Origin of the sequence: Mitsuaria sp. 7 (genome assembly GCF_001653795.1) — a bacterium.
In the GTDB taxonomy this organism is placed as follows: Bacteria; Pseudomonadota; Gammaproteobacteria; order Burkholderiales; family Burkholderiaceae_C; genus Roseateles.
Genome location: NZ_CP011514.1, coordinates 2,812,939 through 2,826,876, shown reverse-complemented (window position 1 = coordinate 2,826,876; position 13,938 = coordinate 2,812,939). Strand labels below are relative to the sequence as shown.

At 70.0% G+C, this 13,938-nt stretch carries 11 protein-coding genes; all 11 read left to right on the top strand.

Going from position 1 to position 13,938, the window contains the following annotated elements; all coding sequences use genetic code 11:
• Positions 1-8: 8 nt before the first annotated feature.
• The 11 genes from ABE85_RS12450 (at position 9) to ABE85_RS12400 (ending at position 13,928) form a co-directional block, all read left to right on the top strand.
• Positions 9-1,097, top strand: a complete 1,089-nt coding sequence (locus tag ABE85_RS12450) for an XrtA/PEP-CTERM system-associated ATPase (protein ID WP_067274701.1) — start codon at positions 9-11, stop codon at positions 1,095-1,097.
• Positions 1,094-1,951 (top strand): XrtA system polysaccharide deacetylase, encoded by an 858-nt coding sequence (locus ABE85_RS12445; RefSeq protein WP_067274698.1) that lies wholly within the window; start codon positions 1,094-1,096, stop codon positions 1,949-1,951. Before ABE85_RS12450 ends, ABE85_RS12445 begins: the two co-directional genes overlap by 4 nt.
• A 79-nt stretch (positions 1,952-2,030) precedes the next feature.
• Positions 2,031-3,089 (top strand): FemAB family XrtA/PEP-CTERM system-associated protein, encoded by a 1,059-nt coding sequence (locus ABE85_RS12440; protein WP_067274695.1) that lies wholly within the window; start codon positions 2,031-2,033, stop codon positions 3,087-3,089.
• Positions 3,090-3,099: 10 nt separating this feature from the next.
• Positions 3,100-4,371, top strand: coding sequence for a TIGR03087 family PEP-CTERM/XrtA system glycosyltransferase (locus tag ABE85_RS12435; protein WP_067274692.1), 1,272 nt, complete (start codon positions 3,100-3,102; stop codon positions 4,369-4,371).
• The gene (xrtA, locus tag ABE85_RS12430; RefSeq protein ID WP_067274688.1) at positions 4,368-6,023 is read left to right on the top strand and encodes an exosortase A; all 1,656 of its coding nucleotides are present in this window, start codon (positions 4,368-4,370) and stop codon (positions 6,021-6,023) included. Before ABE85_RS12435 ends, xrtA begins: the two co-directional genes overlap by 4 nt.
• Positions 6,020-7,213: a TIGR03088 family PEP-CTERM/XrtA system glycosyltransferase gene (locus ABE85_RS12425; RefSeq protein WP_067274685.1), complete on the top strand. Its 1,194-nt coding sequence runs from the start codon at positions 6,020-6,022 to the stop codon at positions 7,211-7,213. Before xrtA ends, ABE85_RS12425 begins: the two co-directional genes overlap by 4 nt.
• A gap of 24 nt (positions 7,214-7,237) precedes the next feature.
• On the top strand, positions 7,238-9,154 hold the full coding sequence (locus tag ABE85_RS12420) for an XrtA/PEP-CTERM system amidotransferase (protein WP_067274681.1): 1,917 nt from the start codon (positions 7,238-7,240) through the stop codon (positions 9,152-9,154).
• Between the two features lie 7 nt (positions 9,155-9,161).
• Complete coding sequence (locus tag ABE85_RS12415; protein ID WP_067274678.1) at positions 9,162-10,448, top strand: glycosyltransferase family 4 protein; 1,287 nt, start codon at positions 9,162-9,164, stop codon at positions 10,446-10,448.
• Between the two features lie 6 nt (positions 10,449-10,454).
• Positions 10,455-11,657 carry a glycosyltransferase family 4 protein gene (locus tag ABE85_RS12410; RefSeq protein ID WP_067282592.1) on the top strand — a complete coding sequence of 401 codons (1,203 nt, stop codon included), beginning with the start codon at positions 10,455-10,457 and terminating at the stop codon, positions 11,655-11,657.
• Positions 11,650-12,966 (top strand): putative O-glycosylation ligase, exosortase A system-associated, encoded by a 1,317-nt coding sequence (locus ABE85_RS12405; RefSeq protein WP_067274674.1) that lies wholly within the window; start codon positions 11,650-11,652, stop codon positions 12,964-12,966. The genes ABE85_RS12410 and ABE85_RS12405 overlap by 8 nt, the downstream gene beginning before the upstream one ends.
• The gene (locus ABE85_RS12400; protein WP_197507307.1) at positions 12,966-13,928 is read left to right on the top strand and encodes a polysaccharide deacetylase family protein; all 963 of its coding nucleotides are present in this window, start codon (positions 12,966-12,968) and stop codon (positions 13,926-13,928) included. The genes ABE85_RS12405 and ABE85_RS12400 overlap by 1 nt, the downstream gene beginning before the upstream one ends.
• The last annotated feature ends 10 nt before the right edge of the window (positions 13,929-13,938 follow it).

The following is a 13,938-nucleotide window of genomic DNA, read 5'->3' as shown; positions in this document are numbered from 1 at the left end:
TCACCGACATGTACGAGGCCTTCTACGGGCTGGCCAGCAAGCCGTTCCAGCTCAGTCCCGACCCCAGCTTCTACTTCGGCAGCAAGCAGCACCGCCGTGCCAAGGCCTACCTCGACTACGGGGTCCTGCGCAGCGACGGTTTCATCGTCATCACGGGCGAGATCGGCGCCGGCAAGACGACGCTGGTGCGCGGGCTGCTGGACAGCCTGAACCGCAGCAACGTCGTCATCGGCAACATCGTCACGACGCAGCTGGACGCCGAGGACACGCTGCGCCTGGTCGGCGCCGCCTTCGGCGTGCGGGTCAAGGACCTGCCCAAGAGCGAAGTGCTGATGGCGCTGGAGGCCTTCTTCGTCAGCGAGGCCAGCCGCGGCAAGCGCTGCCTGCTGATCGTCGACGAGGCGCAGAACCTGAGCGCGCGCGCGGTCGAGGAACTGCGCATGCTGTCCAACTTCCAGTTCGGCAACCAGTCGCTGGTGCAGACCTTCCTGGTCGGGCAGCCGGAGTTCCGCGGCATCCTGCAGCGGCCCGAGATGGAGCAGTTCCGCCAGCGCATCGCGGCGAGCTGCCACATCGGTCCGCTCGACGAGGAGGACACCCAGCGCTACATCGAGCACCGGCTCAAGTGCGCCGGGGCGGGCGGCAAGCCCAGCTTCGATGCCGACGCCTTCACTGCGCTGCACCGCGCCAGCCACGGCATCCCGCGCCGCATCAACACGCTGTGCGACCGCCTGCTGCTGCTGGGCTTCATGCACGAGAACCCGCACCTGACCGCGGCCGACGTGGAAGAGGTCGTGCAGGACCTGGCCGCCGAGTCGGCGTCCGCGCCGGCACCGGCGGTGCATGGCCTGGCGATCAACGGCGATGCGTCGGAGGGCGACCTCGCGGTCGACCTGGACCTGACGCGGCTGCGCTCGCGCGTGGCGGGCGGGGGACTGAACGGGGAACTGGGCGCGCTGGCCGACGGCCTCGCGGGCCTGAACCTGAGCGACCAGGATGCGCGCCTGCAGCGCATCGAGGACAGCCTGACGCGTCTGGAACGGATCAATCAGCAGACGCTGGCGCTGCTGCAGAAACTCGTGGGAGCGATGCGATGAACAAGATCCGCAACGCGATGAGCATCGACGTCGAGGACTACTTCCAGGTGTCCGCCTTCGCGCCCTACATCGCCCGCGGCGACTGGGACGCGCGCGAATGCCGCGTCGAGCGCAACATCGCCCGCATCCTGGATCTGCTCGACGCGAAGGGCGTCAAGGCCACCTTCTTCACGCTGGGCTGGATCGCGCAGCGCTATCCGCAGATCGTCCGCGAGATCGTCTCGCGCGGTCACGAACTCGCCAGCCACGGCTTCGGACACGAACGCGCCAGCGACCTGGACCGCCTCTCGTTCCTGAAGGACGTCGGCGACGCCAAGGCGCTGCTGGAGGACCTGGGCGGCGTCGAGGTCAAGGGTTACCGCGCGCCTAGCTTCTCGATCGGCAAGGACAACCTCTGGGCCTTCGACGTGCTGGCCGAATGCGGCTACCGCTACAGCTCCAGCGTCTACCCGATCCAGCACGACCATTACGGCATGCCGGATTCGCCGCGCTTCGCCTACGAAGTCCGTCCGGGCCTGATCGAAGTGCCGGTGACGACGCTGCGCTGGCGCGGCAAGAACTATCCGAGCAGCGGCGGCGGCTGGTTCCGTCTGCTGCCCTACGGCGTGTCGCGCTGGATGATCGAACGCTTCAACCGCGTCGAGGGCCGCAGCGCGGTCTTCTACTTCCACCCGTGGGAGATCGATCCGGAACAGCCGCGCATTCCCGGCATCGACGCGAAGACGCGCTTCCGCCACTACGTCAACATCGGCCGCACCGAATCGCGCATCGAGCAGTTGCTCGGCGACTTCGCGTGGGCGCGGATGGACGAGATCTTCCTCGCGCCCGAAGGCGCCGAGCGGTTGGCGGCATGAGCGCAGCGCAGGGCCGTCCCAAGCCAGCTCGCGTCCCCTTGGGGGACCGGCTGCGGCTTGCCGCAGACGAGGGGCAGGCATGACCCTCACCTCGACGTCGGCGGTCCAGGTCAAGCGCCTGGCGCTGAAGGACGCGGAGGGCGCGAAGCGCTGGGACGCGTTCGTGCAGGCCTGTCCGTCGGCCAGCTTCTTCCACCTGGCGGCCTGGCAGCGGATCATCCGCAAGCAGTTCGGCCATGCGGGCTACTTCCTCTACGCGGAACGCGACGGCGTCATCGAGGGCGTGCTGCCGCTGGCCGAGAACAAGAGCCGGCTCTTCGGTCATGCGCTGGTCGGCCTGCCGTTCGCGGTCTACGGCGGCGTCGCCGCGACCAGCGACGAAGCGGCCCGCGCGCTCGAGGACGAGGCGCAGGCGCTCGCTCGCCAGCTCGGCGTCGAGCACCTGGAGCTGCGCAACGTCGAGCGCCGTCACCTCGACTGGCCGCACCAGGACCTCTACGTGACCTTCCGCAAGGAGATCCTCGAGGACGAGGAGGCCAACATGCTGGCCATCCCGCGCAAGCAGCGCGCGATGGTGCGCAAGGGCATCAAGAACGAGCTGAAGGCGGAAATCGATCGCGACGTGTCGCGCTTCTTCGCGCTGTACGCGGACAACGTCCATCGTCACGGCACGCCGGCGATGCCCAGGCGCTACTTCCAGGCGCTGCTGGACGAGTTCGGCGACGCGGCCGAAGTGCTGATCGTCAGCAGCCCGCAGGGCGAGCCGCTGTCGGGCGTGCTGAGCTTCTACTTCCGCGACGAGGTGCTGCCGTACTACGCCGGCGACGCGGTCGCCGCGCGCGACCTGGCCGCCAACGACTTCAAGTACTGGGAACTGATGCGCCGCGCCTGCGGCCGCGGGCTCAAGGTCTTCGACTACGGCCGCAGCAAGCAGGACACCGGCAGCTATGCGTTCAAGAAGAACTGGGGCTTCGAGCCCACGCCGCTGAACTACGAGTACTGCCTCTACAAGCGCGAGGCCGTGCCGCAGAACAATCCCAGCAACGCCAAGTACCAGCTCATGATCAAGGCCTGGCGCAAGCTGCCGATCTCCGTCGCCAACTGGCTGGGCCCGCACATCGTGCGCAGCCTGGGCTGAGGACGGCGCGATGGCCAACATCCTCTACCTGGTCCACCGGCTGCCGTACCCGCCCAACAAGGGCGACAAGCTGCGGTCCTACCACCTGCTCAAGCACCTGACCGCGCATCACAAGGTCTGGCTGGGCACCTTCGTCGACGACGCCGAGGACTGGGCGCACGTGCCCGCGCTGCAGGCGCAGTGCGAGCAGCTCTTCGCCGCCGACCTGAACCCGCTGCTGGCGCGCGTGGCCAGCCTGCGCGGCCTGGCCACCGGCGAGGCCTTGAGCCTGCCGTACTACCGCCACCGCGCGATGCGCGACTGGATCGCGCGCATCGCCAAGACGCAGCGCTTCGACGCGATCGTCGTGTTCTCCTCGACGATGGCGCAGTACGCCGAGCAGCTGCGTGCCATCGCCGGCCCGGTGCCGATGCTGGTCGACTTCGTCGACGTGGACTCGGCCAAGTGGACCGACTACGCCAAGGCCAACCGCTGGCCGATGTCCTGGCTCTACCGCCGCGAGGGCCGCGAACTGCTGGCCTACGAGCGCCGCGTCGCCGAGCAGGCGCGCTGCTCGTTCTTCGTCACCGAGGGCGAGAAGGCGCTGTTCCAGCGCCTGTCGTCCACCGGCGCGCCGGTCGAGGCGCTGGGCAACGGCGTCGACAGCGGCTATTTCGCCCCGCTGCCGCTGCAGGCGAGTCCCTTCGCGGCCGATGAACTGCCGCTGGTCTTCACCGGCGCCATGGACTACTGGCCGAACGTGGATGCCGTGCAGTGGTTTGCCGCCGAGGTGCTGCCGCAGCTGCGCGAGCGCTGGCCGACGCTGCGCTTCACCATCGTCGGCCGCGCGCCCACGCCCGCGGTGCTGGCGCTGGCCGGCGACGCCGTGCGTGTGACCGGCACGGTGCCGGATGTGCGGCCCTACCTGCAGCACGCGGCGGCCGTCGTCGCGCCGCTGCGCCTGGCGCGCGGCGTGCAGAACAAGATCCTCGAGGCGATGGCCGTGGGCCGTCCGGTCGTGGCGGCGCGCAGCTGCGTCGAGGCGTTGGGCGCCGACGGCGTGATCGCCGGCCAGGACCTGCTGTCGGCCGACAGCGCGGCCGACTACCTCGAACTGGTCCACGCCTTGCTGAGCGCGCCGACCCGCGCGCAGGCGATCGGCCAGCAGGCGCGCGAACGCGTGCTGCGCCATTTCAGTTGGCAGGCCCACCTGGCCAAGCTGGACGGCTACCTGCCGCAAGGGACCTCGCAGAGAAGCGTGCCGGGGAGCCTGCCAGGGCAAGTGCAAGGACAAGCGGCATGAGTGCCACCACGCCCTCCGCGCTCCAGCAGCGCGGCATTCCCGACGCCTGGCGCCGCCCGCTGGCGATGCTGGTGCTGCTCGTCGTCGCCTTGCTGCTGCTGTACCGGCAGACGGCGCTCGGCATGGTGACGATCTGGTGGCGCTCCGGCACCTTCACCCATGCCTTCCTGGTGCCGCCTATCGTGCTGTGGCTCGCCTGGCACCGCCGCGTCATGGTGGCGCCGCTGACGCCCCGGCCGGTGCCGTGGCTGGCGCTGCCCATCGTGGCGCTGGGCGCGGTCTGGCTGTTCGCCGACTTCGCCGCGATCAACGCGGTCACGCAGTTCACGCTGGTCGCGATGCTGGTGCTGCTGGTGCCCGCGGTGCTGGGCTGGCGCGTCGCGCGCGAGATGGTCTTCCCGCTGGGCTTTCTCTTCTTCTGCGTGCCGGTCGGCGAGTTCCTGCTACCGCAGCTGATGGACTGGACCGCGAAGTTCACCGTCGTCGCGCTGCGGCTCAGCGGCCTGCCGGTCTATCAGGAAGGCCTGCAGTTCATCATCCCGAGCGGCCAGTGGTCCGTCGTCGAGGCCTGCTCCGGCGTGCGCTACCTGATCGCGTCGGCGATGGTGGGCACCCTGTACGCCTACCTCAGCTACCACTCGACGCGCCGTCGGCTGGGCTTCATCGCCTTCGCGCTGGCGCTGCCGCTGGTGGCGAACTGGGCGCGCGCCTACCTGATCGTGATGATCGGCCACCTGTCGGGCAACACGCTCGCGGTCGGCGTCGACCACCTGATCTACGGCTGGCTGTTCTTCGGCATCGTGATGCTGGCGATGTTCCTGATCGGCGCGCGCTGGGCGCAGCCCGAGCTGCCGCTGGTGCCGCCGCCGCGCGATCCGGTCGCGGCGGGCGCCGGTGCCGGCTGGGCGGCCACCGTGGCGGTGCTGCTCGCGATCTCGCTGCCGGTCACCGCTGGCGTCCTGCTGCGCCAGGGGCACTCGGCTCCGATCGCCGCATTGCCCGCGGTGTCCGTGGAGCCGGGCTGGGTGGACCAGACCGTGCCGTCGGATGCCTGGATTCCCGACTTCGAAGGCGCCAATGCCGCGCTGCACCAGGAGTTCACCGGCCCGGCCCAGGTCGGCGCCGCAACGTCGCGCGTCGGGCTGCATCTGCAGTACTTCCGCGACCAGGACTACGAGCGCAAGCTGGTCAGTTCCAGCAACGCCGTCGTGTCCGCGGAGGACAAGCACTGGGCCGTCACCGGCCGCGGCCAGGCGACGTTCGCGCCGGTCACCGGCAGCCCGGGCGCGCCGGTTCCCGTGCTGACCACGCAGGTCCGTGCCTCGTCGCTGGACGCGGTGACCGCGCCGCGGATGCTGGTGTGGCATGTGTACTGGATCAACGGCCAGCCGATGACGAGCGCCTTGCAGGCGCGAGTGCAAGGCGCGCTGGGGCGGCTCCAGGGCCGCGGCGACGATGCGGCGCTGGTGCTCGTCTATACCGAGGCCGACGAGCTCGCCCCGCAGCGGCTCGACCTCTTCCTGCGCCAGCACTGGGGCACGATCGACGCCGAGCTCCGCCGCGTGCGTGACGGCGGCGGGCGTGCCACGCCTGCGACGACCCTGACGCCCGCATCACCCGCATCATCCTCATCGCCAGGGGCGCCGACATGAGCGCCGACCTGAGCGCCGAGCGAGCCATCGCGGCCGCCGACGAGCGGCCCCTGGTGCTGCACGTGATGTACCGCTTCGACACGGGCGGTCTCGAGAACGGCGTGGTGAACCTGATCAACCACATGCCGGCGGACCGCTACCGGCATGCGATCGTCGCGTTGACCGAGGTCACCGATTTCCGCAAGCGGCTGCAGCGCGACGACGTCGAGTGTTTCGCGCTCGACAAGCCGCCGGGGCAGGGCTTCTGGCTCTATCCCAAGCTCTACAAGCTGTTCCGCGCGCTCAAGCCCGCCATCGTGCACAGCCGCAACCTGGCGGCGCTGGAAGTGCAGTTGCCGGCCTGGGCCGCGCGCGTGCCGGTGCGCATCCACGGCGAGCACGGCCGCGACGTCGGCGACCTCGACGGCCGCAACCGCGCCTACCAGCGCGTGCGCCGCTTCTACAAGCCCTTCGTCTCGCACTACATCGCGCTGTCGCGTGATCTCGGCGACTACCTCACCGGTCCGGTGGGCGTGCCGCCGGCGCGCGTGAGCCAGTTCGTCAACGGCGTCGACACGCTGCGCTTCCAGCGCCAGCAGGTCGAGACCATCCCGGGCTGCCCCTTCGATCCCGCCACGCACTGGCTGATCGGCACCGTCGGCCGCATGGCGCCGGTGAAGGACCAGCTGATGCTGACGCGCGCCTTCATCGCGCTGATCGGCCAGGCGCCGGACCTCCGGGAACGCGCCCGGCTCGTGCTGATCGGCGACGGTCCGTTGCGGGCGCAGTGCCAGGCCTTGCTCGACGAGGCCGGCCTGGACGACATCGCCTGGCTCCCGGGCGAGCGCACCGACGTGCCGGCGGTGATGCGCGGACTGCACGTCTTCGCGCTGCCCTCGCTGGCCGAGGGCATCTCCAACACCATCCTCGAGGCGATGGCCAGCGGGTTGCCGGTGGTCGCGACCGAGGTCGGCGGCAACGCGGACCTGGTCACGCGCGACGTGAGCGGCCTGCTGGTGCCCGCCGCGGATCCGACCGCGATGGCCGCGGCGCTGCTGCGACTGGCGCGCGATCCGGCGCGGGCCGCCGCGATGGGCGAAGCCGGCCGGGCCCGGGTGGAGCAGGATTTCAGCATGCGCGCCATGGTCGCTCGGTACCAGGGGCTGTATGACACGCTGCGCGGCCACAATGCCGCCAGCCACAAGAACTGACACGGACGGACGCGGGGTAGGACCATGTGCGGAATCAGCGGACTTTTCGATACCCGGGGGCGGCGCGACTTCGACGGCGCGCTGATGCATCGCATCAACGACTCGTTGCACCACCGCGGCCCCGATGAAGGCTCCATCCACCTGCAGCCCGGCCTGGCCTTCGGCCACCGCCGGCTGTCCATCATCGACATCGCGACCGGCCAGCAGCCGCTGTTCAACGCGGACCACTCGGTGGGCATCGTCTTCAACGGCGAGATCTACAACTACCGCGAGCTGACCGCCGAGCTCACCGCGCTGGGCTACCAGTTCCAGACCAAGAGCGACACCGAGGCCATCGTGCACGCCTGGTCCGCCTGGGGCGAGGACTGCGTCCAGAAGCTGCGCGGCATGTTCGCGTTCGTCATCTGGGACAAGGCGCGCGACCAGCTCTTCATGGCGCGCGACCGGCTCGGCGTGAAGCCGATGTTCTACGGCCTGCTGGACGACGGCACGCTGGTCTTCGGCTCCGAACTGAAGGCGCTGCTCGCGCATCCGGGCATGAAGCGCGAGATCGTCCCGCAGGCGGTGGAGGAGTACTTCGCGCTGGGCTACGTCGCCGAGCCGCGCACCATCTTCCGCCAGGCGCTGAAGCTGCCGCCGGGGCACACGCTGGTCATCAAGCGCGGCGAGCCGCTGGGCCAGCCGCGCCGCTACTGGGACGTGAGCTTCACGACCGACAGCAAGATCGACGAGGTCCAGGCGCAGGAAGAACTGACCCGCCGCCTGCGCGAGGCGGTCAAGCTGCGGCTGATCTCCGAAGTGCCGCTGGGCGCCTTCCTGTCGGGCGGCGTGGACTCGAGCGCGGTCGTCGCGATGATGGCCGGCGAGACAAACGGGCCGGTGAAGACCTGCTCGATCGGCTTCGACGACCCGCAGTACAACGAGTCCGAGTTCGCGCAGATGGTGGCCGACCGCTACCAGACCGAGCACCACGTCGAGACCGTCCAGAGCGACGACTTCGACCTGATCGACACGCTGGCGCGGCTCTACGACGAGCCCTACGCCGACAGCTCCGCGATCCCGACCTATCGCGTCTGCCAGCTCGCGCGCAAGCACGTGACGGTGGCGCTGTCGGGCGACGGCGGCGACGAGAGCTTCGGCGGCTATCGCCGCTACAAGCTGCACATGATGGAGGAGCGCATGCGCGCCAGCCTGCCGCTGGGCCTGCGCAAGCCGCTGTTCGGCACGCTGGGCCGGCTCTATCCGAAGGCGGACTGGGCGCCGCGCGTGTTCCGCGCGAAGACGACCTTCCAGGCGCTGGCGCGCAACTCGGTCGAGGCCTACTTCCACACCATGTCCGTGATCCGCGACAACGAGCGCATGCCGCTGTACAGCGCGCGCTTCAAGTCGGAGCTGGGCGGCTACAACGCGCGCGACCTGTTCCTGAAGCACGCGGAGCGCGCCAACACCGACGATCCGCTGGCGATGATCCAGTACATCGACACGCACACCTACCTGGTCGGCGACATCAACACCAAGGTCGACCGCGCGTCGATGGCGCATTCGCTGGAAGTGCGCGAGCCGCTGATGGACCACCCGCTGGTCGAGTGGCTGGCCACGCTGCCGTCCCACCTGAAGCTGCGCGGCGGCGAGGGCAAGTACCTGTTCAAGAAGACGCTCGAACCGCATCTGCCCAACGACGTGCTGTACCGGCCCAAGATGGGCTTCGCCGTGCCGCTGTCGCGCTGGTTCCGCGGACCGCTGCGCCAGCGCGTGCGCAACTCGCTGCTGGGCGGGCCACTCGCCGATTCGGGCATGTTCGACCTCAAGACCGTCGGCCAGATGGTCGAGCAGCATGAGAACGGCAGCCGCGATCACAGCACGCCGCTTTGGACGCTGCTGATGTACGACGCGTTCCTGCGCAACGTGATGGGCGCGACCTCGATGCGCGAGGCCGCCTGAGTTCCGAATGAAGATCCTCTACCACCATCGCACCGCGTCCAAGGACGGCCAGGCGGTCCACATCGAGGAGATGATCGGCTCGCTGCGCGCGCTCGGCCACGAGGTGCGCGTGGTCGCGCCCGGCGGCGAGTCGGCGCCCGAGGACAAGGCCAAGATGGGCGACGACACCGGCTGGGTGCACCGCCTGCGCGCGAAGCTGCCCAAGTTCGTCTACGAGCTGCTGGAGCTGGCGTACTCGCTGGTGGCCTACCGCCGCCTCGCGGCCGCGGCCAAGGACTTCCAGCCCGACCTGATCTACGAACGCTACAACCTCTTCCTGCTGAGCGGGCTGATGCTCAAGCGGCGCCTGCGCGTGCCGCTGCTGCTGGAGGTGAATGCGCCGCTGGTCGACGAGCGCGCGAAGTTCGGCGGCCTGGCGCTGCCGCGCATCGCGCGCTGGGCCGAAGACACCGTCTGGCGCGGCGCCGACGCGGTGCTGCCCGTGACGAAGGTGCTCGGCGCGATGGTGGGCGCGCGCGGCGTGCCGCAGGATCACCTCGTCGTGATCCCGAACGGCATCAACGAGGAACACTTCGACGCGGCACCGTCGCCCGACGAGGCCAAGCGCACGCTCGGCTGGGAGGGCGCGCTGGTGCTGGGCTTCACCGGCTTCGTGCGCGACTGGCACGGCATGGACCGCGTGATCCGCTGGATGGCGACCGGCGCGGCGCCCGCCAATGCGCGACTGCTGCTGGTCGGCGACGGGCCGGCGCGGGCCGACCTCGAAGCCTTGGCCGGCGAGTTGAAACTCGGCGAGCGCGTGCGCTTCACCGGCGTGGTCTCGCGCGACGCGGTGCCGGCCTACGTGGCCGCCTTCGACATCGCGCTGCAGCCGGCGGTGGTCGCGTACGCGTCGCCGCTGAAGCTCTTCGAATACCTGGCGCTCGGCAAGGCCATCGTCGCGCCGAACCAGCCCAACATCGAGGAAGTCCTGGACGACGACCTCAATGCGCTGCTCTTCGACCCGGCGCAGGCCGGTGCGCTGGAAGCGCTGCTGGCGAAGCTGGCGTCGGACGACGCGCTGCGCCGCCGCCTGGGCGAAGGCGCTCGCGCCACGATCGGCCGCTTGCAGTTGACCTGGCACGGCAACGCCGCGCGCGTGGTCGCGCTGGGCCGGGCATTGAAGAGCGGGCAGGGCGCTCGCGCGGCGCAGCAGGCCGCTCATGCGGCCGTCGCGCCCGGCGCTGGCGCTGGCGCGCCTGCGGTCGACCGCGCACCGGTGGTGCCGCCCCGCGCCGGGGACGCGAAGGCCTGAGCCATGCTGAAGCTGCTGACCTTCTCGACGCTGTACCCGAGCGCGGTGATGCCCAGCCACGGCATCTTCGTGGAGACCCGGCTGCGTCACCTGATCGCCTCGGGACAGGCCGAGTCGCGCGTCATCGCGCCGGTGCCGTGGTTCCCGCTCAAGGGCGAGCGCTTCGGCGAGTACGGCAAGTTCGCCGCGACGCCGGCGCGCGAGTCGCGCCACGGCCTGGACATCACGCATCCGCGCTTCGTGCGGCTGCCCAAGGTCGGCATGAGCAGCGCGCCCTACATGCTGGCCTGGACCTTCCTGCGCGCGGCGCGACGGCTGCAGGCGACGGGCTACGACTTCGACCTGATCGACGCGCACTACTTCTATCCCGACGGCGTGGCCGCGGTGATGGTGGCGAAGGCGCTGAACAAGCCGGTGGTGATCACTGCGCGCGGCACCGACATCAACCTGATTCCCCAGCACGCCTTCCCGCGCAAGCTGATCCTGCGCGCGGCCGACCAGGCTGACGCGATGATCACCGTGTGCGAGGCGCTCAAGGACGAGCTGGTCGTGCTCGGCGCGGATTCCGCCAAGGTGACCGCGCTGCGCAACGGCGTGGACCTGACGCTCTTCCATCCGGCCGGCCGCGACGAGGCACGCGCGACGCTCGGCCTGGCCGCGGGTCGTTTCACGCTGGCCTCGGTCGGCCACCTGATCGAGCGCAAGGGCCATGAGCTGGTCATAGGCGCGCTGGCCGAACTGCCCGACGTCGACCTGCTCATCGCCGGCACCGGCCCGGAGGAGGGCGCGCTGCGCCGCCTGGCCGAGTCGCTGGGCGTGACGTCGCGGGTGCGTTTCCTGGGCGCGCTGCCGCAGGCGCGGCTGCGCGCGGTCTATGCCGGTGTCGACGCGCTGGTGCTGGCGTCGAGCCGCGAAGGCTGGGCCAACGTGCTGCTGGAGGCGATGGCCTGCGGCACGCCGGTGGCGGCGTCCAACGTGTGGGGCACGCCCGAGGTCGTGGCCAGCCCCGAGGCCGGCGAGCTGATGCCCGGGCGCACCGCGTCCGGCGTGGCCGAGGCGGTGCGCCGCCTGCGCGCGTCGCCCCGCGACCGCGCGGCGACGCGGCGCTACGCCGAGCGTTTCAGCTGGGACGCGACGACGCAGGGCCAGCTCGACCTGTTCCACCGCATCCTGACCGCGCGGCGGTCGCCGGAGCTGCGCCATGCGTGACCTGCTGATGCTGGGCCTGTTCATGGCCCTGATCTACAAGACCTTCAAGGACCCGATGTGGGGCGTGCTGGGCTGGGTGTGGATGGGGGTGATGAACCCGCACCGCCTGGCCTACGGTTTCGCGCACGACGCGCCGTGGTCCATGGTGATCGCGCTGGCGCTGTTCGCGAGCCTGATCGTGCACCGGGACAAGCTGGTGAAGTTCCCGGTCAACGCGGTGACCATCCTGCTGGCGATCTGGATCCTGTGGATCGGCGTGTCGCCGCTGCTGTTCTCCTTCTATCCGGACAAGGAGATGAACTTCTGGTCGCGCGCCTTCAAGGTGCTGCTGATGGTGCTGGTGTCGCTGCTGGTGGTGAAGCGGCGTCGCGACCTGGACTGGCTGGTGCTGGTGCTGGTGATCTCGATCGGCTACTACGGCATCAAGGGCGGCGTGTTCACGGTGCTGTCGGGCGGCTCGGCGCGGGTGTGGGGGCCGGAGGGCTCGTTCATCGAGGACAACAACTCGCTGGCGCTGGCGACCATCATGACGGTGCCGCTGATCCGCTACCTGCAGCTGCAGGCCACCAAGCGCTGGCAGCGCCACCTGGCGACCGCGGCCATGCTGCTGTGCATGGCGTCGGCGGTGGGCTCGCAGTCGCGCGGCGCCTTCCTGGCGATCGTGACCATGTCCTTCTTCATGTGGATGAAGAGCCGCAACAAGCTGCCGCTGGCGCTGGTGGTGCTGGTGGCCCTGCCGCTGATCTTCGTGTTCATGCCCGACAGCTGGACCAACCGGATGGAGACCATCAAGACCTACGACCAGGATTCGTCGGCGATGGGGCGGATCAACGCGTGGCAGATGGCGTGGCGGCTGGCGATCGACCTGTTCCCGTTCGGCGGGGGGTTCACGGTCGCGGGGCCGGCGGTGTTCGCGAAGTACGCGCCCGATCCGTCGGTGCCGCTGACGGCGCACAGCATCTACTTCCAGGCGATGGGCGAGCACGGCTTCCTGGGACTGGCGATCTTCGTGGGCATCTTCGCCACGACCTGGCGGCTGGCCAGCGCGACCATCCGCGCCGCCAAGGACCTGCCCGAGCTGCAGTGGGCGCGGGACCTGTCGGCGATGTGCCAGGTGGGGCTGATCGGGTATGCGACCGGCGGGGCGTTCCTGAGCCTGGTGTACTTCGACCTGCCGTACTACCTCGTGCTGATCGTGGTGGTGGTGAACCGCGTCGTGGCCGGGGAGGTCGCGGGGCGCAGGAACGCCGCCGTCGCGGCGGGGCAGGTGCCGCGAGACGTGCACTCGCCGTACTGGGGAGGCACCTGATGCTGGCGTCGCTGAGCCTGCTCGGCTGGCCGCGCGGCGAGCCCGCGCTGAGCATCCTGATCTACCACCGCGTGCTGCCCGAGCCCGACGCGATGCGTCCGGGCGAGATCGATGCGGCGCGTTTCGAGGCGCAGGTGGCCTTCCTGGCGCAGCACTTCACGCTGATGACGGTGACCGACGCGGCGCTCGCGCTGCGCGAGGGCCGTCTGCCGAAACGCGCGGCGTGCATCACCTTCGACGACGGCTACGCGGACAACTGGACGGTGGCGCATCCGATCCTGGAACGGCACGGCGCCCGCGCCACGGTGTTCATCGCGACCGGCTATCTGAACGGCGGCCGCATGTTCAGCGACACGGTGGTCGAGTTCGTGCGCCTGGTGCCGGGACCGGTGCTGGACCTGTCGGCGGTGGGCATGGGCGTGCATCCGGTGGCGACGACGGAGGAACGGCTGAAGGCCGTCACGGCGCTGCAGGTGCAGCTGAAGTACCTGGCACCCGAAGAACGCGATGCCCAGGTGCGTCGGATGCTGGTGGCGCAGCCGGTCGGTTCGATGCCGGACGACCTGATGCTCACGGACTCGCAGCTGAAGCAACTCGCCGACGCGGGCCATGAGATCGGCGGCCACACGGTGGATCACACGGTGTTGACGACCTTGCCGCTCGAAGGCGCGCGCGCTCAGGTGCAGGCGGGACGCGATCACCTCGCCGCGCTGCTGGGCCGTCCGGTGCGCAGCTTCGCGTATCCGAACGGCCGTCCGGTGCGCGACTATGACGCGGGCCACGCAGCGATGCTGCGGGACCTCGGCTTCGAGGCGGCGGTCAGCACGTCGCCGGGTGTGGCGCTGCCTGGCGCCGACCTGTTCCAGTTGCCGCGCTACACGCCGTGGGGGAACTCCACCGCGATGTTTGCGGCGCGGATGATGCGCAACGCGCGCATGGGCGGTCCGGCAGCAGTGGTCTGAGCCGCTCGGC

Excerpts from the sequence above, each read along its gene's own strand:
- ABE85_RS12450 (WP_067274701.1), top strand. The coding sequence starts at position 9 with ATGTACGAGGCCTTCTACGGGCTGGCCAGCAAGCCGTTCCAGCTCAGT.
- ABE85_RS12445 (WP_067274698.1), top strand. The coding sequence starts at position 1,094 with ATGAACAAGATCCGCAACGCGATGAGCATCGACGTCGAGGACTACTTC.
- ABE85_RS12440 (WP_067274695.1), top strand. The coding sequence starts at position 2,031 with ATGACCCTCACCTCGACGTCGGCGGTCCAGGTCAAGCGCCTGGCGCTG.
- ABE85_RS12435 (WP_067274692.1), top strand. The coding sequence starts at position 3,100 with ATGGCCAACATCCTCTACCTGGTCCACCGGCTGCCGTACCCGCCCAAC.
- xrtA (WP_067274688.1), top strand. The coding sequence starts at position 4,368 with ATGAGTGCCACCACGCCCTCCGCGCTCCAGCAGCGCGGCATTCCCGAC.
- ABE85_RS12425 (WP_067274685.1), top strand. The coding sequence starts at position 6,020 with ATGAGCGCCGACCTGAGCGCCGAGCGAGCCATCGCGGCCGCCGACGAG.
- ABE85_RS12420 (WP_067274681.1), top strand. The coding sequence starts at position 7,238 with ATGTGCGGAATCAGCGGACTTTTCGATACCCGGGGGCGGCGCGACTTC.
- ABE85_RS12415 (WP_067274678.1), top strand. The coding sequence starts at position 9,162 with ATGAAGATCCTCTACCACCATCGCACCGCGTCCAAGGACGGCCAGGCG.
- ABE85_RS12405 (WP_067274674.1), top strand. The coding sequence starts at position 11,650 with ATGCGTGACCTGCTGATGCTGGGCCTGTTCATGGCCCTGATCTACAAG.
- ABE85_RS12400 (WP_197507307.1), top strand. The coding sequence starts at position 12,966 with ATGCTGGCGTCGCTGAGCCTGCTCGGCTGGCCGCGCGGCGAGCCCGCG.